Consider the following 26,359-nt stretch of genomic DNA (forward strand, 5'->3'; position numbering starts at 1 on the left):
CGGTGACGCTGCTGCGTCACCGCTGCGGCGTGATCACCTGGGTCGGCAACCGTGCCGGCGGCGCCGGGTTCGGCACCCAGATCGCCACGCCTGCGGCGCGCTTCTGCGTGGTCGGAATGCCAATGCCGAGACCGCCGCCCACATGCGAACCATAGCTGCCGGCGCCCACGGACATGCCCACCGGCGAGCCGCTGCTGCCCACGCCCATCAGCACTACGCCGTTGGCGCCCAGTGCTGCGGCTTCGCGCTTCAGCCGCGCCACGGCGGCGTCGGTCTGGCCCTGGGTGCCGAAGCCCACCGCCGAGGCGGATTCCAGCTGGGCGATCTCCTGCGAGCCGGCCGGCGGCGTTGAATAGATCTGCACCTGTGCCGGGTCGATTGGCGCCCGCGCGCGGCCCAGCATGACCTTGGAGGTGCTGGCACAACCGGCGGCGACCAGCAGCATGGCCGCCAGTGCGGCCCAACGGATGTTCATGGCAATACCCCTGCAGGACTGGATGGGATCATCGGTGGGCCACTCTGAATCGGCGCCAACGCCCTGTGCGCTGGGCATCTAGACGCTAGCACGGCTGAGGTGAGCGGCCCGCCAACGGGAGTAGGCGACGGCGGCCGGAACGTCTATGGTTGGGGCCGGGAACCAACTGCGGGAGAGCGGCGATGGGTGTGATCAGTCTGTTGTGGGGTGTATTGGCGCTGCTGTGGATGATCCTGGCGCTGATACCGCTGCTGGGCTGGGGCAACTGGTTCCTCATTCCGTTCGCTGCGGTCGGCGCGGTGATCGCCGCGCTGGGCATTCTGTTCACCCACCCGAGCAAGCGCGGCCGGGCCTGGGCCGGCCTGGTCCTGAACGGCATCGTGGTGGTGGTGGGCATCCTGCGCCTGGGCCTGGGCGGTGGCGTGATCTGAACCTGTGGCCGGGTGCGACCGGGCGTCGCAGGGCTGCGGCCCGCAGCCGGGCAGGGGCGTACAATGAACGGCTGCGCGAGCCTGCGCGTGCCTGTGAATCCGCGCCCGGCGCGGCTGCCCCATGATCATCCGACCTCGTCCCCACGGCTGGCAACTGCTGTACATCCTGCGCGGATCGATCGTTCCGGCGATCGCACCGAAGGTGCTGGCCATCCTGATCCTGTCCATCGCCGTCGCCGCGGTGGTGGAACTGGCACCGCCGATCGGCATCGAGCGCGTCTCGGTCACGCCGTTCACCCTGCTGGGCCTGGTCCTGTCGATCTTCCTCAGCTTCCGCAACAGCGCCTGCTACGAGCGCTGGTGGGAAGGCCGCAAGCTGTGGGGGCAGCTGGTGTTCGAATCGCGCTCACTGGCCCGGCAGGTGAACCTGCTGCTGGTGGATGACGCAGGCCGCCGCCGTCGCATCGCCTATCTGGCCACCGCCTTCGCCCATGCGCTGGCCGCCCGCCTGCGCGGCCGCATCGTGGCGCTGGCGGCCCTGCCGTGGCTGGACAAGCGCCAGCGTGCGCAGCTGGCCGAGCGCGAGAACCTCCCCGATGCAGTGCTGGCGATGATCGCCGCCGAACTGGCGCAGGCGCTGCGCAGCGGCGATCTCGATCCGATCCTGTACGCCCAGCTGGAAGACCGCCTGCATGCAATGTCCTCGATCCAGGCAGGCTGCGAGCGGATCCTGACCACGCCGCTGCCGTTCGCCTACACCCTGCTGCTGCACCGCTGCGCGTGGATGTTCTGTGTGCTGCTGCCGTTCGGCTTGGCCAGCTCGCTGGGTTGGGGCACGCCGGTGTTGTCGGCGGTGCTGGCCTACGCTTTCTTCGGCCTGGACCAGCTTGGCGAAGAAATGGAAGACCCGTTCGGCCTGGAGCCGAACGATCTGCCGCTGGACGCGCTGGTGCGCACGATCGAGATCGACCAGCTTGACGCGCTCGGTGAACGCCCCCTGCCCGAACCCCTGCTGCCGCAGGGCTACCTGTTGCACTAGCCACTCCTCGGAGCCTGCCATGCCTCATCCCCACTACCGCCCGCGGCGCATGCGCCATGACGAGTTCTCACGCCGCCTCATGCGCGAGAACACGCTGACCACCGACGATCTGATCTATCCGGTGTTCGTGCACGAACCGGCCGGCCGCACCGCTGTGCCGTCGATGCCCGGTGTGGAGCGGTTGTCCATCGAGGAACTGCTGAAAGTGGCCGAAGAGGCGCTGGAGCTGGGCATCCCGGTGATCGATCTGTTCCCGGTGATCGACGCCTCGCAGAAGTCGCTGGATGCCTCGGCGGCATGGGCGGAGGACGGACTGGCGCAGCGTGCGATCCGCGCCCTGAAGTCGCGCTTCCCGGAGCTGGGCGTGATGACCGATGTGGCGCTGGACCCCTACACCACCCACGGCCAGGACGGCATCATCGATGACAAGGGCTACGTGCTCAACGACATCACGGTCGAAGCGCTGGTCAAGCAGTCGTTGTCGCATGCCGAAGCCGGCGCGGACATCGTCTCGCCGTCGGACATGATGGATGGCCGCATCGGTGCGATCCGGCGCGCGCTCGATGCCGACCATCACCTCAATGTGCGCATCATGGCCTACTCGGCCAAGTACGCCTCGGCCTTCTACGGCCCGTTCCGCGACGCGGTGGGCAGCGCGGCCAGCCTCGGCAAGGCGGACAAGAAGACCTACCAGATGGACCCGGCCAACGGCGACGAGGCGATGCGCGAGATCGCGCTGGATCTGGAAGAGGGCGCTGACATGGTGATGGTCAAGCCGGGCATGCCGTATCTGGATCTGGTGCGTCGCGTGAAGGAACAGTTCGGCGTGCCCACCTTCGCCTACCAGGTCAGTGGCGAGTACGCGATGATGAAAGCGGCGTTCGCCAATGGCTGGCTGGACGAGCGCGCCTGCGTGATGGAGTCGCTGCTTGGTTTCAAGCGCGCCGGCGCCGATGGCGTGCTGACCTATTTCGCGCCACAGGTGGCGCGCTGGCTGCGCGAGCGCTGACAATAGCGGCATCGATGGAGGGAGGAACGGCTGATGGGACCCGAACTGGGATGGATGCAATGGCTGATCTGGGGCGTCGGCACGCTGGTGTTCGGTGCCGTCATCGTCGGCGTGTTCATCGCAGCCTGGCGGGCCGGCAAACGCCCTCCCGAGCAGCTCTCCGCCGCCCGTCGGGTCGCCCGCGAACAGTCCCTGCCGGACAGCGTGCAGGCCGAACTGGCCGCGCTCAACCAGCGCAAGGACAGGGGCCAGCTGAGCGAGGCGGACTACGAACAGCAGCGCGCCAAGGTGCTGTCGCGCTGATTGCGGTGCCCAGGGCCGGCATCTACCGCATGCAGCCGGCCACGGCAGCCACTTTCGGTACCGCCAACCGGTAGAGATCCACGCCCCCGGCACGCGGCGCTTTCGCCGCACTGCTGGCGACCAGCATTTCTCCCGGCTTGGCGTTGTCGATCACCGGCGCGCCGGTCCAGCCGCCTGCCTGGTTGAAGGACAGCCCCAGCGGCTGCAGCGCCACGCCACTCCAGGCGCACCCGCTGCTCCATACCTGCGCGCTCGTGCCGCTGTCACGACTGAACACCACGGCGCCATCGTTGCCCAGCCAGTCAGCGTCGGTCTCGTCATCGGCGCTGTTCAATGCGGCCAGCGCGGTGGCCGGGCCCCGCACGCCCTCGGCATCCAGGGTGGCCACGAACAGATCCCAACCGGCGCCACGGCCCTGCTGGCGCGCGAACAGCAGCCGCCGGCCATCCATGCTCAGCGCCGGACCGCGCTCTTCGTACCGCCCACGCTCGCCGCGCAGGGCCTGTGCGTTGCCAAGCTTGCCATCGCGGGTCACGGCGGCACGGTACAGCGCCAGCTGGCCTTCGGTGCCCGCCGCGAACAGCAGCCATCGGCCATCGCGGCTGAAGTAGGGATCCCGGGCCTCACCGCTGACGTCGACCGCCAGGGCCTGTGCCTGCTGCCAGCGGCCATCGATCAGGCGGGCCTGCCACAGGCCCCAGCCGCCCTCGCCGCGGCGGGCGAAAACGATGCGCTGGCCGTCGGCACTGATCGTGCCGCGAGCCTCGTCGGCACGGGTCGAGACCACGCCCATGCCTTCGATGCCGTACTCGTTCAACGCCATCGCCACGGGGGCAGAGAGTAGACTGGCGGCAAGCACCAGCAGGGTCGGGGTGATGCGCATCATCCGGGTCCGTGCACGAAAGAGCACCAGTCTAGCCAGCTTGAGGAATCCATGACCGACCGTTACGCCGTCTTCGGACACCCCGTCGCCCACTCGAAGTCGCCGCAGATCCACGCGACGTTCGGTCGCCAGGAAGGCATCGCCATCGACTACCGCACGATCGACCTTGCCCCCGACGCCTTCCTCGCCGGCCTGGAAGCATTCGCCGCCGAAGGTGGTGTCGGTGCCAACGTCACCCTGCCGCACAAGGAAGCCGCGTTTGCGGTCTGCACTACGCTGACGGCCCGTGCGCGCCGCGCCGGTTCGGTCAACACGCTGCTGCGCAAGGGCGAGCGCTGGCATGGTGACACCACCGACGGCATCGGCCTAGTGCGCGACCTGACCGACCGCCATGGCCTGGACCTGCGCGGCCGCCGGGTGCTGATGATCGGCGCCGGCGGCTCGGCCCGCAGCGTCGCCCCGGCGCTGCTCGATGCCGGCATCACCGAGCTGGTGGTGGTCAACCGTACGCCGGAACGCGCCGATGAACTGATCGACGCGATGGGCGAGCCGGGCCGCGCCATCAGCCGCTACTGGGAAGACCTGCGCGAGCTGGGTGACTTCGAGCTGATCGTCAACGCCACCTCTGCCGGCCGTGACCGCGACGTGGAGTTCAAGCTGCCGCTGTCGCTGGTCAATTCGATGACCACCGCGGTCGACCTGAACTACGGCGAGGCGGCCATCGCGTTCCTGGCCTGGGCGCGTGCGGCGCAGTGCCGCAATACCGTCGATGGCCTGGGCATGCTGGTCGAGCAGGCCGCCGAGAGCTTCCTGCAGTGGCATGGTGTGCGCCCGCAGACCGACGAGGTCTACCAGCAGCTGCGGCAGGGCGCCCTGGCGCTGGCCGGCGAGGACTGACCGATGGACAACATGACCCTGCTGGTGACGGTGCTGAGCATGGTGGGCGTGCGCCTGCCGGTGCTGATCGCGCTGTGCGTGGGCCTGGTGTGGGTGGTGGGCGCGCCGCGCGATGCCACCCGCAGCGGCGCGCTGGCCGGGCTGCTGCTGTTGCTGCTGGCCAGCCTCGGCAGCATGGCAGCGGGCATCCTGCCGATGTGGATGGTCAGCAGCGGTGACTTCAGCGCGGTTTCGAGCATGAGCGCCATCCTGGGCGTGCTGCATTTCGCTCTGGCGATGGTGGAAGCGATCGGCATGGTGCTGCTGGTCTGGGCGCTGGTGCGCCTGCTGCGCCAGCGGCCGCCTGTGGTAGGCCGGTAAGGTCGGGCCGGGCATGTCCCGGCGCGACCGTCGATGGGCGGGTAGCGCCGGGCCATGCCCGGCGGAAGCGCCGCATCTGCCCCGGCGCTGTACGGCCATCCAGCCCATGACCGCCAAGGCCCGACGCCGCTGACCCTGTTCAGCGCACGCGCCTCGGTCCCGGCCGCCGGCCATGCGACAATGACCGGCCTGATCCAGCCACGGTAGTTCCCGGCGTGACCGAAACCGTCGCCGCTCCGCGCACGCTCGATGAGCCCTTGAAGGACGCGATCCGCAAGGCCTATACGACGCTGCAGGCCAACACTCCCGGCTTTTCCACGCGCCGCTCGCAGAGCCAGATGATCGGCGTGGTGTCGCGCGCGTTGTCGAAAAGCGGTGGCGTGGGCGTGGTCGAGGCACCCACCGGCGTCGGCAAGAGCCTGGGCTACCTGACCGCCGGCGTGCCGATCGCGCTGGCCAGCAAGAAGAAGCTGGTGATCAGTACCGGTACCGTGGCGCTGCAGTCGCAGCTGGTCGAGCGCGACATCCCGAACTTCCTCAAGGCCACCGGACTGGAAGCGACCGTGGCCCTGGCCAAGGGCCGCACCCGCTACCTGTGCACGCGCAATGCCGCCGAGGCCCAGGGCGAGGGCTCGCAGGGCGGCATGTTCGAGGATGACGCGCCCCTGTTCGACCGGCCGCTGGCGCCGATCGAAATGGACATCGCTAAGCGCCTGACCGACGCCTTCACCAGCGGTCAGTGGGACGGTGACATCGACAATGCGCCGGAGACCATAAGCCCGGGCCTGCGTGGCCGCATCACCACGCCGGCGTCGGGTTGTGCCGGGCGGCGCTGTGCGTATTCGGCGCAGTGCGCGGTGCTGCGCTCGCGCAACACCGTGCGTGATGCGCAGATCGTGGTGACCAATCACGCGCTGCTGCTGTCGGCCCTGTCGATCGGCGACAGTGACAATGGCCAGCCGTTGATCGCCGCGCCCTCGGAGATGCTGCTGGTGCTGGACGAGGGCCATCACATCGGTAACGTCGCCATCGACCAGGGCGCGGCCAGCCTGGCGCTGGACGAGATGGCCAAACGCACCGGCCGCCTGCAGATCCTGATTGCCGGCGCGTATCGCGCGGTCGACAAGGACCGCCTCGGCAACCTGCTGCCGAACGAAGCCATCGACGTCGCCAGCAACGTGGCCAAGCAGCTGCGCGCATTCCGCGACCATGTCGAAGCGGTGTGGATGCCAGCGCCGGCCGACGAGGAACCGATGTGGCGCGCGGCCAACGGTCGCCTGCCGGAAGCGTGGCGCGAGCCGATCGAAGCGCTGGCCGACGATACCCGCAGCCTCTACAACTGGGCGCATGCCGCCACCGCGCAGGTGGCCAAGGGCAAGCCGGACGACCCGGCGCGTGAGCGCCTGCAGCGCAACCTCGGCATGGCGCTGGAGATGATCGAGCAGCAGTACAACCTCTGGCAGGCCTGGCGCCGCGAGGACAAGGACGGTGCGCCGCCGATGGCGCGCTGGGTCACCGCCACCCGCGACGGCGATCTGGTCCTGCATGGCTCACCGGTCTCGGCCGCGCATGTGCTGCGCAAGCTGCTGTGGGACGAGGTGGACTCGGTGGTGATGACCTCGGCGACGCTGACCGGCGGTGGCGATTTCCAGTCGCTGGCGATCGACAATGGCATTCCCGAGGAAGCCGAGATGGTTTCGCTGTCCTCGCCGTTCGACCTGCCGAACCAGGCCGAGCTGATCGTGCCGAAGTTCCCGGTCACGCCCGACGACCGCGAAGGCCATCCCCGCGAGGTGGCGCGTTACCTCGATACGGAGCTGGACTGGGCCAAGGGCTCGATGGTGCTGTTCACCTCGCGCTGGAAGATGGAGAAAGTCGCCGGACTGATGCCTGCCGCGCGGCGCAAGCAGGTGCTGGTACAGGGCGAGATGTCCAAGACCCGGCTGATCGACGAACACCTGCGGCGCGTGGCGGCGGGCGAGGGCTCGGTGCTGTTCGGGCTGAACTCGTTCGGCGAGGGCCTCGACCTGCCCGGTGAAGCCTGCACCACCGTGGTGATCACCCAGGTACCGTTCGCGGTGCCGACCGATCCGCAGACCGCTACCCTGAGCGAGTGGTTCGAGGCGCGTGGACTCAACGCGTTCAACCTGATCGCCATTCCACACGCGCTGCGCACGCTGACCCAGTTCGCCGGCCGCCTGATCCGTACCTCCACCGATACCGGGCGCGTGGTCATCCTCGATTCGCGGCTGCTGACCCGCCGTTACGGCAAGCGCATCATCGACGCACTGCCGCCGTTCAAGCGCGTGATCGGCTGACGATCGGAAGGTAGCGCCGGGCCATGCCCGGCGAGCGCGAAGCGCGGCTTGTGTCAGGTGCAATGACCGATCAGGTGGGAATGCCGCCGCGCACGGTCCGGCGGCGCCTAATCGCCGAGCAGCGCGGTGTTGCGCACGGCGCCCTTGTCGGCGCTGGTGGCGAGCAGGGCGTAGGCCTTCAACGCGCTGGTGACCTTGCGCGGGCGCGCCTCACGCGGCTTCCATCCCAACGCATCCTGCTCGGCACGGCGCGCATCCAACGTCGCCGCATCCACCAGCAGATCAATCCGCCGCGCCGGAATATCAATGCGGATACGGTCGCCGTCGCGTACCAGCCCGATCGCACCGCCCGCCGCCGCTTCCGGCGAGGCATGCCCGATCGACAACCCGGACGTACCGCCCGAGAAGCGCCCGTCGGTCAGCAGCGCGCACTGCTTGCCCAGTCCCTTCGATTTCAGGTAGCTGGTGGGGTAGAGCATTTCCTGCATGCCGGGGCCGCCTTTCGGGCCTTCGTAGCGGATGACCACCACGTCGCCCGCCTTCACTTCGTCGGCGAGGATGCCGGCCACGGCCGCGTCCTGGCTCTCGAACACGCGCGCACTGCCCTCGAACACGTGGATGGATTCATCCACGCCTGCGGTCTTCACCACGCAACCGTCTTCGGCCAGATTGCCGCGCAGCACGGCCAGTCCGCCTTCTGCCGAGTAGGCATGCGCGACGCTGCGGATGCAGCCTTCGGCGCGGTCCACGTCCAGCGTGGGCCAGCGCGTGGCCTGGCTGAAAGCCACCTGGGTGGGGATGCCGGCCGGGCCGGCACGGAAGAAGTCGTGCACGCTTGATTCGCTGCTGACCGCCACATCCCAGCGCTCGAGAGCATCGGCCAGGGTGCGGCTGTGCACGGTCGGCACGGTGGTATCCAACAGGCCGCCGCGCGCCAGTTCACCCAGGATGCCGTACACGCCACCCGCGCGGTGCACGTCTTCCATGTGGTACCTGGGCGTGTTCGGCGCCACCTTGCACAGCTGCGGCACGCGCCGTGACAGCGCATCGATGTGGGTCAGGTCGAAGTCCACTTCGGCTTCCTGCGCGGCGGCCAGCAGGTGCAGGATGGTATTGGTCGATCCGCCCATGGCGATGTCCAGGGTCATCGCATTGGCGAACGCGGCCTGCGTGGCGATGCCCCGCGGCAGCGCGCTTTCTTCCTCGCCGCCGTACCAGCGGTGGCACAGTTCGACGATCAGGCGGCCCGCGCGCAGGAACAGCTGTTCGCGGTCGGCATGGGTGGCCAGGGTCGAGCCGTTGCCGGGCAGCGACAGGCCCAGCGCTTCGGTCAGGCAGTTCATCGAGTTGGCGGTGAACATGCCCGAACAGGAGCCGCAGGTGGGGCAGGCGCTGCGCTCGAACTCGGCCACCTTTTCATCGCTGGCGCTCTCGTCGGCGGCGATGACCATCGCATCGACCAGATCCAGCTTGTGCTCGGACAGCCGGGTCTTGCCCGCTTCCATCGGCCCGCCGGACACGAACACCACCGGGATGTTCAGGCGCAGTGCGGCCATCAGCATGCCAGGGGTGATCTTGTCGCAGTTGGAAATGCACACCAGCGCATCGGCGCAGTGCGCGTTGACCATGTACTCGACCGAGTCGGCGATGATCTCGCGGCTGGGCAGTGAATACAGCATGCCGTCGTGGCCCATCGCGATACCGTCGTCCACGGCGATCGTGTTGAACTCCTTGGCGACGCCGCCGACCTTCTCGATCTCGCGCGCGACCAGCTGGCCGAGGTCCTTCAGGTGCACGTGGCCCGGTACGAACTGGGTGAACGAGTTGGCGATGGCGATGATCGGCTTGTGGAAATCGCCGTCCTTCATGCCGGTGGCACGCCACAGGGCGCGGGCGCCGGCCATGTTGCGGCCGGCGGTGGAGGTGCGGGAGCGGTATTCGGGCATGGCTGGCGGAACGGGCGGGCCGTACGACATGGGGTGTCGGACGATCATCGCCAATTTTTTCGGTTGCTGCTGCAACCACCGCTCGTCTGCGCGGCGCCGCCGGGCGATGCGGCGATGGCGGATCGGGCCTGACGAAAATGAAACGCCGTTCATCTTTCGGACTTTGCCGATTCCGGTTGTTGGCCCGGATCGGGCATCATTGGGGTATTGATCCGCTGCTTGAGGCATGAGGCCATGAAACGTTCCCGCACCACCGCGCTGCTGCTGATGAGCGCCGCACCGCTGCTGTTCACCGCCTGCCAGAAGGAGCCGGAGGTGAAGGTGCAGGAAGGCCTGTTCACTTCGGTCGAGGCCTGCACCGAGGCCACCGGTGATCCGTCGTCGTGCCGCAACGCGTTCGCCGAGGCGCAGAAGCAGGCCGCCGACGCTGCGCCGAAGTACGCCACCAAGGAGGCCTGCGAGCAGGACTACAAGCCCGAGCAGTGCGTGCAGCAGCACACGTCGGCAGGTACCTCGTTCATCGGCCCGATGATGATGGGCTTCTTCATGTCCCAGATGCTGAGCAACCGCGGTGGCCTGGCCCCGCAGGCGCCGGCGTCGGCACCGGCCTACCAGGACAAGAATGCGGGTTGGGCGCGTTCGGCCCCGGGCGGTACGGGGGGCCTGAACACCGCCAGCGGCATCGGCGCCGGCAAGGCTGGCCTGGCACCGGTCACCAGCGAGCCGAACCGTGCCGTCACCGCCAGCCGGGGTGGCTTCGGCAACACCAGCGCGCGTCGCAGCACCAGCGGCAGCTACGGCGGCTGATCGACCCATGCAGCGTATCCGTATCGCCGAGCGCGCCCACTGGCGGGCGCGCGCGGAGGAAGCCGGTTTCCGCTTCCACACCATCGACGGCCAGCCGTACTGGGATGAAAGCGCGTACTACGCCTTCACCCTGCGCCAGATCGAACAGGACATCGAAGATCCCAGCGCCGAGCTGCACCAGATGGCGCTCGACCTTGTGGGCGACGTGGTGGCCAGCGAGCGGCTGATGGACCAGCTGGCGATTCCCGCGCATTACCGCGACTGGATCGCCGACAGCTGGCGCCAGCGCCAGCCGCATCTGTACGGCCGGCTCGATCTGGCCTATGACGGTACCGGTCCGGCCAAGCTGTACGAGCTGAACTACGACACGCCGACCTCGCTGTTCGAGGCCAGTTTCTTCCAGTGGCAGTGGCTGGAGGACCAGCGCAACGCCGGCCGCCTGCCGCAGCATGCCGACCAGTTCAACGCCATCCATGAGGCACTGGTCGAACGTTTCGGCGAGCTCGCCGGCCGCCTGCCGCCACCGCTGTACTTCAGCGCCGTGGGCAGTTCGGAAGAGGACCGCGGCACGGTGGAATACCTGCGCGACTGTGCTTCGCAGGCAGGCCTGCACGGGCAGGGCATCGCCATCGAAGACATCGGCCTGTCCGCGGATGGCCGCTTCACCGCGCTGGACGATTCGGTGATCGGCACGCTGTTCAAGCTGTATCCGCTGGAAGACCTGATGGCCGAGGAGTTTGGCCGCGCGCTGCCCGGCTCGGGCGTGCAGCTGCTGGAACCGGCATGGAAGGCGGTGCTGAGCAACAAGGGCATCCTGCCATTGCTGTGGCAGCGCAATGTCGGCCACCCGAACCTGCTGGAGGCGCACTTCGACGACGGCAGCGCGCTGGCCACCGGATGGGTGCGCAAGCCGCTGTTCTCGCGCGAAGGCGCCAACATCGAAATGCACCTGGCCGATGGCAGCACCCAGCGCAGCGACGGCCCCTACGATGGACCGGCGATCATCCAGCGCGCGCATCCGCTGACCCGCTTCGAAGGCGGTTATCCGCTGATCGGCAGCTGGGTGGTCGGTGACCACGCCTGCGGCATCGGCATCCGCGAGGACGACAGCGCGATCACCCGCGACAGCGCGCGCTTCGTACCGCACGCGATCGTTGACGAGGCGCCGACGCGGATCTACGTCTGAGCACGGTGCGCACCCGCACACGTAGTGGACGGTAGCGCCGGGCCATGCCCGGCGTGTGCGGTGATCCGCCGGGCATGGCCCGGCGCTACCGGTCAGAGCAGGCCTTCGCGCTTCACGGCCAGGTAGCGTTCCACCAGCGCGGCCGGCAGGGCATCGGCGGTCACGTCCAGAACCATCACCTTCTCGCTGCGCAGTGCCTCGTGCGCCTTCGCGCGCTGCTGCAGGTACAGCGCCGCGGCGCCGGCCTGCGCGGCGTCCTCCAGCGTATGCACCTCGCCTTCGAGCGCGCCGTCCAGCTCGTGCTCGCGTAGGCTGGCCACGCACACCAGGTGGCGGCGCTGCAGCAGGCGCACCGCGGCCAGGAGGTCCTCGATGTCTTCGTCGCGCACGTTGCTGACCAGCATCACCAGCGCACGGCGTCGCTGGCGCAGGGATACTTCGGTGGCGGCGGCCAGGTAATCGGTGGCTACCGGCTGCGGCTGCAGGTCGTAGCTGGCCCGCAGCAGATGCTCGACGGTGCCCATGCCGCGCTGTGGCTGCACCCACCGACGCTCGCCGCCGACGGCGAACAGGCCAGCCGCATCGCCCTGCCGCAACGCCAGATAGGCGACCACCAGCGAGGCGTTCAAGGCATGGTCGAAGTGCGAGAGTCCGCCTTCGCTGGCCAGCATGCGGCGGCCACTGTCGAGCATCAGCAGCAACTGCTGGTTCTTCTCGTCCTGGTACTCGCGGGAGATCAGCTTGCGTGCGCGGGCGGTGGCCTTCCAGTCGAGCTGGCGCAGGCTGTCGCCGACGCGGTACTCGCGCATCTGGTGGAAGTCAGTGCCCTCACCACGCCGGCGCTTCACGTGGGCGCCCACCAGGCGTGAGGCCTGATCGGCGCTGAACAGCGCGAAGCGGGTCAGCGGCACGAAGTTCGGATAGACGCGGACGTCCAGCAGAGGGGGCAGGGTGCGCTGCTGCCACCACAGGCGCCATGGCGAGCGGATGCGCAGCTGCACGCCCTCGAAGCGGAAGCGTCCGCGCTGCTGCGGCTGCAGGGTGTAGTGCAGCGCGCAGGCATGCCCGGGACGCAGCTGCACGCGCTGGGGCAGCGACTCCAGCGGCCAGCCACCCGGCACCAGATCGAATACCTGCACCCGCATCGGCTCTGTGGTCTGCAGGCGCAGGCCCACCTCGCGGCGCACGCCCAGGGCCAGCGCTTCGGGCAGCTCGCGCTGCACCTGTGGCGACGGTCGCCGGGCCTGCCGCCACAGGTCCAGCAACGCCAGCGTACCGATCACCGTGGCGACCAGTGCCCAGCTCCAGCGCGGCAATGCGCCAGCCAGCACCACGCCTCCCAGCGCAGCCCAGGCCAGCAGCAGGACCAGCAGCAGCGGCGCAGGCCTCATCGGCGCGGTGCTTCCACCTTGGCCAGCAGCGCACCCAGCACATCGTCGGCGTCCTGGCCTTCGATCTGCAGTTCCGGTGCCAGCGCGATGCGGTGGCGCAGCGCCGGACGCGCGATGTCGCGCACGTCATCGGGGGTGACGAAGTCACGACCGGCCAGCACGGCCTGCGCGCGCGCAGCACGCACCAGTGCGATGCTGCCGCGCGGTCCAGCGCCCACGGCGATGCCGGGCCATTGCCGGGTGGCGGCGACGATGCGCACGGCGTAGTCGATCACTTCGTCATCGACGGTGATCGCGGCCGTGGCCTGCTGCAGCTGCAGCAGTTCTCCGGCGCCCAGTACGCGCGGCACCCGGCTCAGGTCGAAATCGCTGGCGGCGCGGCCACGGGTGATGGCCGTGACCATGCGTTTCTCGTCCTCCAGCTGCGGATAGTCGATCAGCACCTTCAACAGGAAGCGATCCAGCTGCGCTTCCGGCAGCGGGTAGGTGCCTTCCTGTTCCAGCGGGTTCTGCGTGGCCAGGGCCATGAACGGCGGCGCCAGGGTGAAGGCTTTGCCTTCGATGGTCACCTGGCCCTCCTGCATCACTTCCAGCAGTGCGGACTGGGTCTTGGCCGGTGCCCGGTTGATCTCGTCGGCCAGCAGCAGGTTGGTGAACACCGGCCCGCGACGGATCTTGAAGCTCTCGCTCTTCGGATCGTAGACGGCGTGGCCGCTGACATCGCTGGGCATCAGGTCCGGCGTGAACTGCACGCGGCCATAGTCCAGTTCCAGTGCCTGCGCCAGTGCGCGCACCAGCAGTGTCTTGCCCAGTCCGGGCACGCCTTCGATCAGGACATGGCCGCCAGCCAGAAGGGCAACCAGGATCTGGTCAAGCACGTCAGCCTGGCCGATGAAGGCGTGGCCGACGGCCTGGCGGATGGCGTCGACGCGTTCGATCAGGCGGGCATTGGCGGCCGCCGGACGTTCGGGGACTTCGGTCATAGCAGGGATCTCATCTGGAGCAGCAAGCGGATGCGCTCGCGCAGGGCGGAGGAATCGTGCGGCGGAGGCGGAGTCAGGGCACTGGCAACGCGGCTGCGCGGCCACTGCAGCAGTTCGGCGATGGCCTGTTCGCGTGGCGCGCCTTCCAGCGCAGCAGCGAGTGGCGCGCGCAGGCGCAGGCGATGCACGAACAGGGCATGCACGGCCTGGTACAGGCGCACGCCCTGGCCGAAGCGCAGCAGCAGTTCGCCGCTGGCGCGCACATGTTCCAGCAGCGAGCGGCGCTCGATCACGGGTGATGGCAACAGGCTGCCGAACCGCTGCGAGCGCGCCCACAGCCAGGCCAGCAGTGCCATCAGCAGCGGTACCCACAGCGGCCAGCCCTGGTAGAACAGGCGCACCCACAGTGACGGCGGACGACTGGCATAGACCAGCCACATGGCGCCCTTGCCGTAATTGGGATCGAGCAGGTAGCGGGTCAGATCGCGGTGGGAACGGTCGTGCAGGCCGTCGCTGGCCTGGCCCTTGGCTGCGGCCATCCGCGCGGCCTGCGACTCCACTTCGCTGCGCATGAAATCCATGTCCGCCAGCACGCTCACCCGGCCCTGGCCGTGACGCAGGCGCGCGAACACCAGGTCGTGCCCGCTGCCCCACCGGCGTTCGGTCCGCGCCTCAGCGGCGAAGCCAAGCGTGAAGCGCCGGCCCTTGCAGAATTCCACGTGGCCGGGATCGTCCTGGACATGGAAGGGCTGGCAGTCGCTGCGCTGGTAAAGGCTGTCCACGCCGAGTGCATCCAGCAGCGGCCCCTGCGTGCTGTCGGCATCGTCCTCGGCCGGCGGCGGCGTGCGCAGCAGCAGATGGCCACCGCCGTCGACCCACGCCAACAGCGCCCTGGCGGCCGGCGCCGGCAGCTCGCTGCTGTCCTGCAGCAGCACCACCGTGTCCTGCGGCCCCAGCGCCATCTGCTGCAGGTCCAGCCGCGGCCGCGCATGCACCTCGATGCCATCGGCGCGCAGCGCCTGCCCGAGCACGTACAGCGGGTTGTAACGGGCCTCGCCCTGCGGTGGCAGCGTGACCGTTTCGGTGACCCGCTCATGGGTACGCATGAACAGGATCGCCAGTGGCACGCCGAGCAGCAGCAGCGTCCCCAGCAACAGTGACCAGAACAGGCGCGGGTTCATGCCTGCCACCCGTACTGCTGGCGCAGGGTCGTGGCCAGCGCATCGAAATCGCCGCGGCTGGGCAGGTGACCACCGTAGGCGGCGTATTGCCACATCCGCACGATGCGCGCGAACAGTTCACGGTCGACGCTGTCGGGCATGCGTCGCGAGGCACGCAGGCACTGCGATTCGGTGGCGCCCGGAGGCAGTGCGATGCCGGCACGCTCGCTGACCGTGCGCACGCTGGCCCGGTACAACAGGGCCAGCGCCTGGCGCGGCCGGCCCTGGTCCCACAGCAGACCAGCCTGGGTCGCCACGTCCGGCGGCAGCACCACCGGCAGCTCGACCTGTTCCTCGACCACGTGCGGCGCCGCTGCGGCCCGGCGGCGGCCCGAGCCGCGCAGCCACGGCAGCCACAACCGTGCAGTCAGCACCAGCACCAGAAGGAGGGCACCGAGCAGGCCCCACAGGCCCCATTCGGCCAATCGCGCCAGCCAGGCGATGCTGCTGCTGCGCGACGTGCGTTGGCTCTGGCTGCTGCCGTCGCGTTCCAGTTCCTTGCGTGCGTCCTTTTTCTCTTCCGCCTCTTCGATCGCTTTCCACTGCGTGACCTGGCGGGTCGGGCGCTGCAATGGATCCTCGTAGGCGCGGCTCACGGCCTGGCGGAAGCCCGCGGTATCCACCGGGGTGTCGCCGAAGATCATGGCGGGTGTATCGCCGGGGCTGATCTGCGGTGCCCGGCGCGCGTCGCTCTTGCGGTTGCTCGATGCGTCACCCTCCTGCGCGTGCACCGGCATGGAGGTGAGCGGCAGTGCCAGGCACAGCAGCAGCGCCAGCGACGAGGCAACCGGCAGCAGGCGTTCGCGCAGCCGGCGCAGGGCGATCTCCACGTCCCAGGCTTCCATCTGCGTACGTCGATTCAAGTACAGGCCGAACCCGGCGCCGACGTAGAACGGCCCGATCAGCACGGAGGCCAGCCAGCAGGCCAGATTGAATCCCAGCTTCGCCCAGGCGGGCGTGTCCTTGCCGATCATGTCCCAGGCCGCGCGCCAGGAATCGGAGAGCAGCTCGAACGGGATGAACATGAACACCGCGCCGATCGCGCCTGCGACCAGTACGCCCTCGAACACCATGCAGGCTACGGTCAGCACCAGCGCCGGACCCGCCGCGCCGGCTGCGACCGCGCGCCGGCGCGGGCCACGCTGTTCGGCGGTGTTGCCCTCCAGCAGGTTGACCGGCAGGCACAGGCTGCGCAGCACGCTGAAGCGACGCCAGCCCAGGTAGCCCCAGAAACCACGGTTGCCCCACTGCCGCAGTGCCCGCAGGGCGGCCAGGGCGGTGACCGGCTCGCCGAACACACCGCGTGACAGCACATACAGCGGCGCGCGTTCGAACACGGGCTTGCACCACCACATCAGCAGCCAGGCCAGGCCAAATGCGTCCAGCCACCAGCCCAGTGCGTTGGCGATCACGAACAGTGGTGCGCTGGCCAGCAGCCAGCTGCCCCACACCGCACGCGCATGCCGGCGGGTCAGCGCGCTGCCCAGCTCCATCGCTTCCCAGCCGCTGCGTGCGCGCAGCACGACGTCCAGGCGATCAATGCGCATCGCCGCCTCCGCGTCCGCCACGCCACAACCACAGCAGCACGCCGGCCCACAGCACCCCGGCCACACTGAACTTGCCCCACGCCGGCACTTCGGCAATGGACGACCAGAACGCCTCCACGAACGCCGCGACCAGCAACATGAAGGCCACGCCCAGGCACAGCCGGGCACCGATGCGGCCACCTTCGACCAGTGCGTCCAGGCGGCTGCGGCGTCCGGGCGCCAGCAGCTTCATGCCCAGCTGAAGACCGGCGCCGCCTGCGATGACGATGGCGGTGAGCTCGAATGCACCGTGGCCGACCACGAAGCGCCAGAAGGGATCACCATGGCCGATGTGCTGCAGGTGGCCGGCCACCGCGCCGATGATGACGCCATTGAACAACAGCACCAGCAGCGTGCCCAGCCCGGCCAGCAGGCCGCTGGCGAAAGTGCGCAGGGCGATGCTGATGTTGTTCATGATGTAGTGGCCGAACATCATCCAGTCGGTACCGCTGTCGCGGCCCAGGCGTTCGGCAGCCGGGTCGTACATGCGTTCCATTTCGGCGATCTGGCGGTTGTCCATCACCTGGTGGATCAGGTCCGGGTACAGCTGCACCAGCACGAAGCAGCCCACCGCCGGCAGCGCGAACATCGCCAGGGCGGCCCACATGCTGCGTGCCTGGCTGCGCACCAGCAGCGGGAAATCGGCCACCAGGAATTCAAGCGCGCGCCGCCAGCGCGTGGGAGGCGTCCGGTACAGCACGCTGTGGCCCTGCTGCATCAGCTGTTGCAGGCGCTGCACCAACTGCGGGCTGTAGCCCCGCTCACGGGCCAGTGCCAGCTGCTGGCACAGCCGCCGGTAACGCTGTGGAAACGCAGTGTCGTCCAGCGTGGTGGCCGCGGGCTGGCGGCGGCGACGGCGGGAGGCGCCGGCACGCAGCAGCAGCCACTGCTCCAGGTCCAGCCATTCCTGCTGATGGCGGGCGACGAACTGTTCCTGCTTCATCGCCGTCCCAGCAACCAGTTGGCCATCGCATACAGGCGCAGCACGCCGATCTGGCCATGGGTGCCGGTCAATGGTTCGGCGATGGCGGCCAGTTCCTGCTGGCGGAGCGGTGCCAGCCGCGGGGCACGTTCGGCGAAGGCCAGCAGCGCCGCCTGTTCCTCCGGCCGCAGCGGCTGCGGTGGCGCCAGCACGCTGTCGATGGTGGCCGGCGGCGGCAGGTACAGCGCCGGCGCGTGCACCACCACGGTGCCGGCGACCAGATCGCCCAGGCGGCGGCCATGCGCGTCGAACAGGCTGCTGAGCAGGCCTAGCGCGTAGGCGAACGGCAGCATGTCGACGGTCCGCAGCAGGTTGCGGGTGATCGCCGCCATCCAGCCCACCGGCGCGCCATCACGGGCCAGCACGCGCAGGCCCAGCGCGCGCTTGCCCGGGGTGCGGCCCCACAGCGCCTCGCAGACGATCGGATACGCCCAGTACACCAGGAACATCAGGGCCAGGTAGAGGCCGGTGCCGAATTCCTTCAACAGTGCCAGCGGGATCGACAGCGCGGCAAGAATCGCGAAACGAATGGCCAGATCGACCAGCCAGGCCAGCGCACGTGGCACCGGACCGGCGGCCGGCAGCTGCAGCGGCACGCCTTCCGGCGTCACCACCTCGCGGTAGGTGTCGAGCATCGGTGCGGCCATCAGAGCGACGGCCTTCGTTGTGGGCGCTGGAGTCCTCTCCGGCTGGCAACCACAGGCATGGGTGTCTCGACAGTTCCTGGTCGGGCCCAGACTTTAGCAGAGCGCGCCGGCAGTCGAGGGCCTCAGCCCAGGTATTCGTCCTTCAGCCGGACGTAGTGGTCGGCCGAGTAATGCAGCGACTCGATCTCCCTGTCGCTCAGCATGCGCGCCGGCCGGGCGGGATTGCCCAGCCAGAGTTCGCCTTCGCCGACCACCTTGCCCGGGCCCACCACTGCACCAGCACCGACGAAGCCGTGGCGCTCCACGCGCGCGCCATCGAGGATGCAGGCGCCCATTCCGATCAGGCTGTAATCGCCGATGCTGCAGGCATGGATGATGCAGCCGTGGCCGACTGTCACGCCTTCGCCGATCAGGGTCGGATGGCCGGCCTTGTTGTACGGGCTGTGATGGCTGACGTGGATGATGGTGCCGTCCTGCACGTTGGTGCGGGCGCCGATGCGGACGAAATTGACGTCGCCACGGATGACGGTACCCGGCCAGATCGAAACATCGTCGGCAAGCTCCACGTCACCAATGAGGGTACACGCCGGGTCGACGTATACGCGTGCGCCGAGCACCGGCATCTTGTCGCGGAAAGGGCGCAGCGGGGTCATCGGTGTCTCCGGAAATCAGGGCGATCGCGACGATGATACGCGGGCCGCTGCGCTCGCCGGGCATGGCCCGGCGCCACCGTCGATGCTGCGTTACGCCACGCGTCCGCGGCGAGCGCGCTCCAGGTGCACCAGCAGCAGCGAGATCGCGGCCGGCGTCATGCCGGGGATGCGCTGCGCCTGGCCAATGGTCTGCGGACGCACACGTTCCAGCTTCTGCAGCACTTCGGCCGACAGGCCACGCACGCTGGCGTAGTCGAAGCCTTCAGCGATCGGCGTGGCTTCGTGCCGCTGCTGGCGCGCGATCTCGTCGCGCTGGCGGTCTAGGTAGCCGGCGTATTTCACGCCGATCTCGACCTGCTCGGCCACCTTGCCATCGGCCACTGCCGGGCCGAGCGAGGGCACCTGCATCAGCTGCGCGTAATCCAGCTCGGGGCGCTTGATCAGGTCGAGCACATTGGTTTCGCGGCTGACAGTCACCCCCAGCGTGTCCTGCACTTCGCGGCCCAGGGCATTGGCCGGGGTCGCCCACAGCGCCCCCAGCCGCGCACGTTCGGCGGCTACGGCAGCCTGCTTGGCCTCGAACGCCATCCAGCGCCGATCATCGACCAGTCCCATGTCGCGGCCAACCGGAGTCAGGCGCTGGTCGGCGTTGTCCTCGCGCAGCTGCAGCCGGTACTCGGCGCGGCTGGTGAACATGCGGTACGGCTCGTTGGTGCCGTGGGTGATCAGATCATCCACCAGCACGCCCAGATACGCTTCGTCGCGGCGCGGGCACCAGCCATCCAGGCCGCGCACCTGGCGGGCCGCATTGAGGCCGGCCAGCAGGCCCTGCGCGGCCGCCTCTTCATAACCGGTGGTGCCGTTGATCTGGCCAGCGAAGAACAGGCCGTTGACCAGCTTGGTTTCCAGCGAAGCCTTCAACCCGCGCGGATCGAAGAAGTCGTACTCGATGGCGTAGCCGGGGCGGGTGATGTGCGCGTTCTGGAAGCCCCGGATGCTGCGCACCATCTCCAGCTGCACGTCGAACGGCAGCGAGGTGGAGATGCCGTTGGGATAGATCTCGACGATGCCCAGCCCCTCAGGCTCGACGAAGATCTGGTGGCTGGCCTTTTCGGCGAAGCGCACCACCTTGTCCTCGATGGAGGGGCAGTAACGCGGGCCGATGCCTTCGATCTGGCCGCTGTACAGCGGCGAGCGGTGCAGGGCGTCACGGATGATCTGGTGGGTCTGCTCGGTGGTATGGGTGATCCAGCAGCTGACCTGCTGCGGATGTTCGTCCACCGAGCCGAGGAAGGACATCACCGGCCGCGGCGTGTCACCGGGCTGCTCGTCCATCACGCCGTAATCCAGCGAGCGGCCGTCGATGCGCGGTGGCGTGCCGGTCTTCAGGCGGTCGACCTGGAACGGGCGCTCGCGCAGGCGTGCGGCCAGCGTGGTGGCCGGCGGATCGCCCATGCGGCCGGCGGCGTACTGGGTCGGACCGACGTGGATCTTGCCGGCCAGGAAGGTGCCGGCGGTCAGCACCACGGCCTCCGCATCGAAGCGCAGGCCGGTCTGGGTGATGACGCCGCGCACGGCGTCGCCCTCGATGACCAGATCATCGACGGCCGCCTGGAACACGGTCAGGTTGGCCTGGCCCTCGACGAGGGCGCGGATCGCCATGCGGTACAGGTTGCGGTCGGCCTGGCAGCGGGTGGCGCGCACCGCCGGACCCTTGGAGGCATTGAGCGTGCGCCACTGGATGCCGGCGCGGTCGGCGGCATGCGCCATCGCCCCGCCAAGCGCGTCGATCTCCTTGACCAGATGGCCCTTGCCGATACCGCCGATGGCCGGATTGCAGCTCATCGCGCCCACCGTTTCGATGTTGTGGGTCAGCAGGAGGGTGCGCACGCCGGTGCGGGCCGCGGCCAGCGCGGCCTCGGTGCCGGCGTGGCCACCGCCGATGACGATGACGTCGTAACGATGGAAGGAGTGGGTCATGGGGGCGGAGTCGATGGGGGCGGGCGCGGCCGGAGGCGGTGCCGGGGTGGCGATTTTAGCGCCATTCGGCAGGGCGACGCCCGGAGAAGCCAGGGCCGGACGAAATTGACCCTAAAGTTGGCAGGATTTTTGCAGATAACCCAATAGCACCCATCGTGGCTGGCGCCGAAGGCGCCCGTGACCGGAATTGGAACAGGGGCCGGTACAGGCGCACGATGGGGGAGCAGAGGGCCGGCAGTCGGGGGACTGTCCGGCCCTGTTTTTCTTCGCGGAAGGCATCCGCAAAAACAGACGGCCCCGCATTGCGGGGCCGTCTGCCTTCAGAGGTGCCGACATCCGACAGGGCCGGAACAGGGGGGATCCAGATGTTCCTGTCGGATATCGACGTAGAGCTTTCCGCGACGGCCCATACCGCTTCTTGTCACTTTGTGACGCGGGCCGTCACAACCGCTTTAGATTGCCGCTTGGACCGTGTGAAATGCAAGACGGTTCAGCGCTCAAGTGTGCGCTGCGTCGCACGATCCATGTTGCGCCAGGGGGAACCGTTCATCCTGGGCGCACTCGGTGCCGGCACCGGGCGGGCCGGCGGTGCCGGGCGCTGCACGCTCGTCTGCGGCGGGCGTCGCATCGAGTCCATGTTCCGCCACGGTGAGCCACCATTGTTCTCGCGCGGCGGACGCGGCGGACGGTTCTCGCCATTGCCCGGCGGGCGCGGTGGCGGGCGGTGATTGTGCGGTGGACGATAGATCGGACGCGAGTAATACGGGTAGCCATAGCCGCCGTAGCCGCCATAGCCTCCGTAGTACGGGCCGTAGTTGTAGGGATAGCCGGCGGGGTAGCGGTACTCCACCGACGGCGCACCGTGGTAGTAGCTGCCGCTGCGGCCACCGCCGACATAGTCGTAGGTGGTGCAGCCGGTCAGGGCCAGCAACAGGCCACCGGCAAGCATCAGGCGCGTTTTCATGTGGGTCCCCCCAGAACGGGTGTGCAGTCAGCTTCGGGCGTGGGCATTGAATCGGCCCTTAATTCCACCACCCAGGATGAATGGCGGCGAAGGCCTGCATGCTGGCATGACCTGTGCCGGGGTCGCCAGCACGAGGGCATACGTTAATCTTGCGTCATGAGCGATTCACTGTTGCCCCGTGCCGAAGATGTCCTGGCTGCCGCCGCGAGGATCGCGCCGCACGCAAGTGTGACGCCGGTGCTGCGCTCGCGCACCCTCGACACGCTTGCCGGCGCACGCCTGGCCTTCAAGGCCGAGCACCTGCAGCGGGGCGGCGCGTTCAAGTTCCGGGGCGCCTGCAACGCCGTCTGGTCGCTGTCGGACGAGCGCGCCGCACGAGGTGTGGTCACCCATTCATCGGGAAATCATGGCGCGGCCCTGGCGCTGGCGGCACGGACGCGGGGCATTCCCTGCCATGTGGTGGTGCCCGAGGGCGCTGTCGCCGCCAAGCTGGCCAACATCGCGCGCCATGGAGCCACGCTCTGGCGTTGCGCGCCGACCATTGCCGAGCGTGAGGCCACCTGCGCCAGGGTGCAGGCCGACACCGGTGCAACCCTGGTGCACCCGTATGCCGATCCGGCGGTGATGGCAGGGCAGGGCACCGCGGCGCTGGAACTGCTGCACAGCGACGGGCCGTTCGACGTGCTGGTGGTGCCAGTGGGCGGTGGTGGCCTGGCCAGCGGTACTGCGCTGGCGCTGCAGCTGGCCGGCCCGCAGACCCGGCTGGTGCTGGCCGAACCGGCTGGTGCCGACGATACCGCCCGCTCGCTGGCCGCTGGCGAGCGGCAGGGCGCGTTCACCCCCGATACCGTCTGCGATGGCCTGCGCACCCTGATCGGTGCGCCCAACTTCGCGCTGCTGCGTGCTGCCGGGGCGGAGGTCATCGTGGTCGACGACGCCGCCACCCTGGCGGCGATGCGCCTGCTGTGGGAGGTACTCAAGCAGGCGGTTGAACCGTCTTCGGCGACGGTGCTGGCGGCGGTGCTGTCCCAGCCGGAACGGTTTGCCGGGCAGCGGGTGGGCCTGGTGCTGTCCGGTGGCAACGTCGATCTTCCCGCCCTGCGCTGGGGCATGCCTTGAGCCGCGGCCGGCACCGCGAGCGTACCGGCCTGTTCGGTTGGGCGTGGCGGCTGTTCGTGCTGCTGGTGATCTGGCTGCTGGGCGTGACCGCATGGATCGTCTGGGTGGGAGAGCGCGATCAGGCCGCCCAGGCCGATGCGATCATCGTGCTCGGTGCGGCCGCCTATGACGCCAAGCCGTCGCCGGTCTTCGAGGAGCGCATCCGTCATGGCCTGGACCTGTACGAGGCCCGGTATGCACCGCTGCTGATCTTCACCGGAGGATATGGCGGCAGCGGTGCCCGCTTCTCCGAATCGCAGGTGGCGCGGCGCTATGCGCTCAAGCACGGCGTTCCGGACGACGCGATCCTGATTGAAACCGCCTCGCGCAACACCGTGCAGAATCTGATCGAGGCCAAGCGGCTGATGGACCAGCGCAACCTGCACCGGGTGATCATCGTCAGCGATCCGCTGCACATGGCACGCGCGCTGCGCCTGAGCCGGGCGCTGGGCATCGATGCGCTGGCGTCATCGACGCCGAGCACCCGCTTCCGCAGCTTCCACACCAGCTGGCGTTTCCTGCTGCAGGAAATCTATTTCTTCCATCGCGATCTGGTGCGGCCACCGCTGAGTTCGCCGGCCAATACCTGAGCGGCTGCCGCCTGCCTTGGGTGGGTGCCGACCTTGGTCGGCGCATCACCCGTGATCGATCGATCAGGTCTGCTTGCGGCGGATCGGAATGGCCGACACCGGTACCGAGGCCACGTCGTGGCCGCCTTCGCGGATCGGCGCGCCCGGGTCCGGTGCCCAGGCATGGGCATAGATCACTTCCCAACTGCTGGGCAGCGTGCCATCGGCACGGCGCATCGGCTCGTAGGCGGCCGCCGCAGCGGCGAAGCGCCCGCGGCCGGTCAGCGTATGCCGACGGTCCACCCGCGCATTGGTCGCGCCCATCGCCCGCAGTTCGCGCATCAAGGCGGGCAGATCCTCGTAGGTCAGGGTGAACAGGTCGCGGTCCAGCACGGGGTCGCGGAAGCCGGCCATCATCAGCGCGTCGCCGAACTGTGCGATCTGCGCGAAACGGCTGACGTGCGGGCGATCATCGGCAGCAGCGAACGCTTCGTTGAGCTCGATCAGGGTTTCCGGCCCGAAAGTCGAGCACAACAGCAGGCCGCCGGGCTTGAGCACGCGGCGGAAGCCGGCGAACACTGCAGGCAGATCGTCCACCCATTGCAGGCAGAGATTGCTGAAGATCACATCCACACTGTTGTCGGCCAGCGGCAACGCCGCCGCATCGGCGCACAGGCGCTGGAAGGGCTTCCACCAGCCGGCCTGGCGCCTGGCCTGATCGAGCATCGGCAGGGCGATATCCAGCGCGATCACCTGTGCCTTCGGCCAGCGCTTTTTCATCAGTGCGCTGGCATGGCCGGTACCGGCACCGATGTCCAGCACCACCTCGGGCCTGCGTGCCTCCAGGTAGTCCAGCGATTCCACCAGCCGTGACTGCACTTCGCGCTGCAGGGCAGCGGCGGCGTCGTAGCTGCTGGCGGCGCGGGAGAACGCACGGCGCACATGGCGGGGATCGAAGTGGGACGGCATTGCAGAATCTCTCAGAACGTACCGGGGTAGGCGCCGCCATCGATCAGCAGGTTCTGCCCGGTGATGTAGCCGGCCTGTGCGCTGCACAGGAAAGCGCAGGACGCGCCGAACTCGTCGGCGGTGCCGAAGCGGCCGGCGGGGATCTGCTGGCGGCGGCGCTCGGCGATCTCTCCGGCATCGCCATCCTTGCCCGCGCTGTGGGCGAAGTTGGCGCGCAGGCGATCAGTGTCGAACTGGCCAGGCAGCAGATTGTTGAGGGTGACGTTGTGGGCGACCGTGCGCCGCGACAGACCGGCGACGAAGCCGGTCAAGCCACTGCGCGCGCCGTTGGACAACGCCAGGGTATCGATCGGCGCCTTCACCGCCGACGAGGTGATGTTGACGATGCGGCCGAAGCCGCGCTCGATCATCGCGTCCACGGTGGCGCGGATCAGCGCGATCGGGGCCAGCATGTTGGCGTCCAGTGCAGCGATCCAGTCGTCACGCTCGAAGCTGCGGAAATCGCCCGGCGGCGGCCCGCCCGCGTTGTTGACCAGGATGTCCACCTGCGGGCAGGCGGCCAACGCAGCGGCACGTCCGGCTTCTGTGCTGACGTCGGCAGCGACCGCGTGCACCTCGCCGGCGCCGGGCAGTGCGCGCAGATGCTCGGCGGCGGCCTGCAGCGCTGCTTCGCCGCGCGCAACGATCACCACGTTCACGCCTTCGCGCACCAGTGCGCGCGCGCATCCCAGGCCCAGCCCCTTGCTTGCACCGCAGACCAGGGCCCAGCGGCCCTTGATACCCAGATCCATGCGTCAGCCCTGCGCAGTTCGAAGGAACGTCATTGTCCGTCATCCGCCGGTGTCAGGCCGGCAACGAAGCGTTGCAGGACGGCGGCCACTTCGTCGGCGTGGCCGAGGAAGGGGGCGTGGCCGCCGTGAGCGATGGTCAGCGCCTGTCCGCCGGGCGCGAGCGCCGCTGCAGCCTGTATGGCGGCCGGTGGCACCAGCCTGTCGCGTTGACCGGCGATCCACAGGCTGGGCTTGCCCAGTGCCGGCAGGGCGCCGCGCAGGTCGGTGCTTTCCAGCAGCTGCAGACCCTCCCGCAGGGCGCGTGCGGTCGGTGCACCGCGTTCCACCAGGCGCTGGCGCAGGGTGCGCAGTTCCTCGCGGGCGTGCGCCGAACCCATTACATCCAGGGCCAGGAATCGTTCCAGCGTGCCACCGAAATCGCCGGCCAGCTCACGGCCGAACTGCTCGAACACGGCCGGCTCCACCGCATGCGGCCAGTCGTCGCCGCGCACGAAGCGGGGCGTGGCAGCGATCATCGCCAGTCCCCGCACTTTCGGCAGGGTCGCCGCGGCATGCAGTGCGAACAGCCCGCCCAGCGACCACCCGCACCACACCGCCGGTGGCGTGGCGGCGGCGATCGCGTTGACCACGAAGGGCAGGCGCAACGGCGTGGTGTCCCCGCGGCTGTGGCCGTGTCCGGGAAGATCGACCAGGTGCAGGGTGAACTGCTGCGCCAGGCGCTGGACCAGCGGCGCGAACACACCGCCCTGCAGGGCCCAGCCGTGGATCAGTACCAGGTCCGGCCCCTGGCCGGCGACTTCGATATGCATGCG

Annotated in this window: 26 protein-coding genes; 11 read left to right on the forward strand and 15 right to left on the reverse strand. The window is 68.9% G+C overall.

Translation table 11 applies throughout. From position 1 onward, the window contains the following. Positions 1–16: 16 nt before the first annotated feature. Positions 17–475, reverse strand: a complete 459-nt coding sequence (locus N5J29_RS02425) for a hypothetical protein (protein ID WP_164150496.1) — start codon at positions 473–475, stop codon at positions 17–19. A 182-nt stretch (positions 476–657) separates the two neighbouring features. Here N5J29_RS02425 and N5J29_RS02430 point away from each other — a divergent pair, with 182 nt between their 5' ends. The 4 genes from N5J29_RS02430 to N5J29_RS02445 all read left to right on the forward strand — a co-directional run bounded on the left by N5J29_RS02430 (position 658) and on the right by N5J29_RS02445 (position 3,257). Then, complete coding sequence (locus N5J29_RS02430) at positions 658–906, forward strand: hypothetical protein (protein ID WP_006475755.1); 249 nt, start codon at positions 658–660, stop codon at positions 904–906. A 121-nt stretch (positions 907–1,027) separates the two neighbouring features. Beyond that, complete coding sequence (locus N5J29_RS02435) at positions 1,028–1,945, forward strand: bestrophin family ion channel (protein WP_164150498.1); 918 nt, start codon at positions 1,028–1,030, stop codon at positions 1,943–1,945. A gap of 19 nt (positions 1,946–1,964) precedes the next feature. Then, positions 1,965–2,954, forward strand: a complete 990-nt coding sequence (gene hemB, locus N5J29_RS02440; protein ID WP_053517964.1) for a porphobilinogen synthase — start codon at positions 1,965–1,967, stop codon at positions 2,952–2,954. A gap of 33 nt (positions 2,955–2,987) precedes the next feature. Then, entirely contained in the window at positions 2,988–3,257 is a 270-nt protein-coding gene (locus N5J29_RS02445; protein WP_111187207.1) for an SHOCT domain-containing protein, read from the forward strand. Between the two features lie 22 nt (positions 3,258–3,279). On the opposite strand, the gene N5J29_RS02450 is transcribed toward N5J29_RS02445, so the two are convergent. Further along, positions 3,280–4,143 (reverse strand): PD40 domain-containing protein, encoded by an 864-nt coding sequence (locus N5J29_RS02450; protein WP_164150500.1) that lies wholly within the window; start codon positions 4,141–4,143, stop codon positions 3,280–3,282. Positions 4,144–4,191: 48 nt separating this feature from the next. On the opposite strand from N5J29_RS02450, the gene aroE reads away from it, so the two are divergent. The 3 genes from aroE (at position 4,192) to dinG (ending at position 7,715) form a co-directional block, all read left to right on the forward strand. Then, complete coding sequence (gene aroE / locus N5J29_RS02455) at positions 4,192–5,037, forward strand: shikimate dehydrogenase (protein ID WP_065174307.1); 846 nt, start codon at positions 4,192–4,194, stop codon at positions 5,035–5,037. Between the two features lie 3 nt (positions 5,038–5,040). Further along, positions 5,041–5,397 (forward strand): hypothetical protein, encoded by a 357-nt coding sequence (locus N5J29_RS02460; RefSeq protein WP_065181457.1) that lies wholly within the window; start codon positions 5,041–5,043, stop codon positions 5,395–5,397. Between the two features lie 215 nt (positions 5,398–5,612). After that, positions 5,613–7,715, forward strand: a complete 2,103-nt coding sequence (dinG, locus tag N5J29_RS02465; RefSeq protein ID WP_164150502.1) for an ATP-dependent DNA helicase DinG — start codon at positions 5,613–5,615, stop codon at positions 7,713–7,715. Between the two features lie 107 nt (positions 7,716–7,822). Here dinG and ilvD read toward each other — a convergent pair whose 3' ends face one another. Beyond that, positions 7,823–9,661, reverse strand: a complete 1,839-nt coding sequence (gene ilvD / locus N5J29_RS02470; protein WP_065174513.1) for a dihydroxy-acid dehydratase — start codon at positions 9,659–9,661, stop codon at positions 7,823–7,825. Between the two features lie 234 nt (positions 9,662–9,895). On the opposite strand from ilvD, the gene N5J29_RS02475 reads away from it, so the two are divergent. Then, complete coding sequence (locus N5J29_RS02475) at positions 9,896–10,468, forward strand: DUF1190 domain-containing protein (RefSeq protein WP_053517972.1); 573 nt, start codon at positions 9,896–9,898, stop codon at positions 10,466–10,468. Between the two features lie 7 nt (positions 10,469–10,475). Beyond that, positions 10,476–11,654 (forward strand): glutathionylspermidine synthase family protein, encoded by a 1,179-nt coding sequence (locus N5J29_RS02480; RefSeq protein ID WP_065174309.1) that lies wholly within the window; start codon positions 10,476–10,478, stop codon positions 11,652–11,654. Positions 11,655–11,746: 92 nt separating this feature from the next. On the opposite strand, the gene N5J29_RS02485 is transcribed toward N5J29_RS02480, so the two are convergent. From N5J29_RS02485 to N5J29_RS02525, 9 genes are all read right to left on the reverse strand, one after another. After that, a complete protein-coding gene (locus N5J29_RS02485; protein WP_065174310.1) occupies positions 11,747–13,045 on the reverse strand; it encodes a DUF58 domain-containing protein in 1,299 nt (432 codons plus the stop codon). Next, positions 13,042–14,028 carry a MoxR family ATPase gene (locus N5J29_RS02490; RefSeq protein ID WP_053517976.1) on the reverse strand — a complete coding sequence of 329 codons (987 nt, stop codon included), beginning with the start codon at positions 14,026–14,028 and terminating at the stop codon, positions 13,042–13,044. The genes N5J29_RS02485 and N5J29_RS02490 overlap by 4 nt, the downstream gene beginning before the upstream one ends. Further along, on the reverse strand, positions 14,025–15,209 hold the full coding sequence (locus tag N5J29_RS02495) for a DUF4350 domain-containing protein (protein WP_164150504.1): 1,185 nt from the start codon (positions 15,207–15,209) through the stop codon (positions 14,025–14,027). The genes N5J29_RS02490 and N5J29_RS02495 overlap by 4 nt, the downstream gene beginning before the upstream one ends. Further along, complete coding sequence (locus tag N5J29_RS02500; RefSeq protein WP_164150506.1) at positions 15,206–16,795, reverse strand: DUF4129 domain-containing protein; 1,590 nt, start codon at positions 16,793–16,795, stop codon at positions 15,206–15,208. Before N5J29_RS02500 ends, N5J29_RS02495 begins: the two co-directional genes overlap by 4 nt. Continuing rightward, complete coding sequence (locus N5J29_RS02505; protein ID WP_053517980.1) at positions 16,785–17,777, reverse strand: stage II sporulation protein M; 993 nt, start codon at positions 17,775–17,777, stop codon at positions 16,785–16,787. The genes N5J29_RS02500 and N5J29_RS02505 overlap by 11 nt, the downstream gene beginning before the upstream one ends. After that, positions 17,774–18,463 (reverse strand): RDD family protein, encoded by a 690-nt coding sequence (locus N5J29_RS02510; RefSeq protein WP_164150508.1) that lies wholly within the window; start codon positions 18,461–18,463, stop codon positions 17,774–17,776. Before N5J29_RS02510 ends, N5J29_RS02505 begins: the two co-directional genes overlap by 4 nt. Positions 18,464–18,585: 122 nt before the next feature. Beyond that, positions 18,586–19,116: a gamma carbonic anhydrase family protein gene (locus N5J29_RS02515; RefSeq protein WP_053517982.1), complete on the reverse strand. Its 531-nt coding sequence runs from the start codon at positions 19,114–19,116 to the stop codon at positions 18,586–18,588. Between the two features lie 90 nt (positions 19,117–19,206). Beyond that, positions 19,207–21,096: a tRNA uridine-5-carboxymethylaminomethyl(34) synthesis enzyme MnmG gene (gene mnmG, locus N5J29_RS02520; RefSeq protein WP_164150510.1), complete on the reverse strand. Its 1,890-nt coding sequence runs from the start codon at positions 21,094–21,096 to the stop codon at positions 19,207–19,209. A 490-nt stretch (positions 21,097–21,586) separates the two neighbouring features. Continuing rightward, on the reverse strand, positions 21,587–22,060 hold the full coding sequence (locus N5J29_RS02525; RefSeq protein ID WP_164150512.1) for a hypothetical protein: 474 nt from the start codon (positions 22,058–22,060) through the stop codon (positions 21,587–21,589). 156 nt (positions 22,061–22,216) lie between these two features. Here N5J29_RS02525 and N5J29_RS02530 point away from each other — a divergent pair, with 156 nt between their 5' ends. Beyond that, entirely contained in the window at positions 22,217–23,179 is a 963-nt protein-coding gene (locus N5J29_RS02530; protein ID WP_164150514.1) for a pyridoxal-phosphate dependent enzyme, read from the forward strand. Then, on the forward strand, positions 23,176–23,808 hold the full coding sequence (locus N5J29_RS02535; RefSeq protein ID WP_111187213.1) for a YdcF family protein: 633 nt from the start codon (positions 23,176–23,178) through the stop codon (positions 23,806–23,808). Before N5J29_RS02530 ends, N5J29_RS02535 begins: the two co-directional genes overlap by 4 nt. Before the next feature lie 63 nt (positions 23,809–23,871). On the opposite strand, the gene bioC is transcribed toward N5J29_RS02535, so the two are convergent. The 3 genes from bioC to bioH are packed head-to-tail and all read right to left on the reverse strand — an operon-like array spanning position 23,872 to position 26,356. Further along, the gene (gene bioC, locus N5J29_RS02540) at positions 23,872–24,756 is read right to left on the reverse strand and encodes a malonyl-ACP O-methyltransferase BioC (protein WP_053517990.1); all 885 of its coding nucleotides are present in this window, start codon (positions 24,754–24,756) and stop codon (positions 23,872–23,874) included. Positions 24,757–24,767: 11 nt separating this feature from the next. Beyond that, a complete protein-coding gene (locus tag N5J29_RS02545) occupies positions 24,768–25,547 on the reverse strand; it encodes an SDR family oxidoreductase (protein WP_053517992.1) in 780 nt (259 codons plus the stop codon). A 29-nt stretch (positions 25,548–25,576) separates the two neighbouring features. Beyond that, positions 25,577–26,356 carry a pimeloyl-ACP methyl ester esterase BioH gene (gene bioH / locus N5J29_RS02550; protein WP_065174316.1) on the reverse strand — a complete coding sequence of 260 codons (780 nt, stop codon included), beginning with the start codon at positions 26,354–26,356 and terminating at the stop codon, positions 25,577–25,579. Between the last annotated feature and the right edge of the window lie 3 nt (positions 26,357–26,359).

The sequence above is a fragment of the Stenotrophomonas sp. GD03680 genome, assembly GCF_029844625.1.
GTDB classification, from domain to species: Bacteria; Pseudomonadota; Gammaproteobacteria; order Xanthomonadales; family Xanthomonadaceae; genus Stenotrophomonas; species Stenotrophomonas maltophilia_P.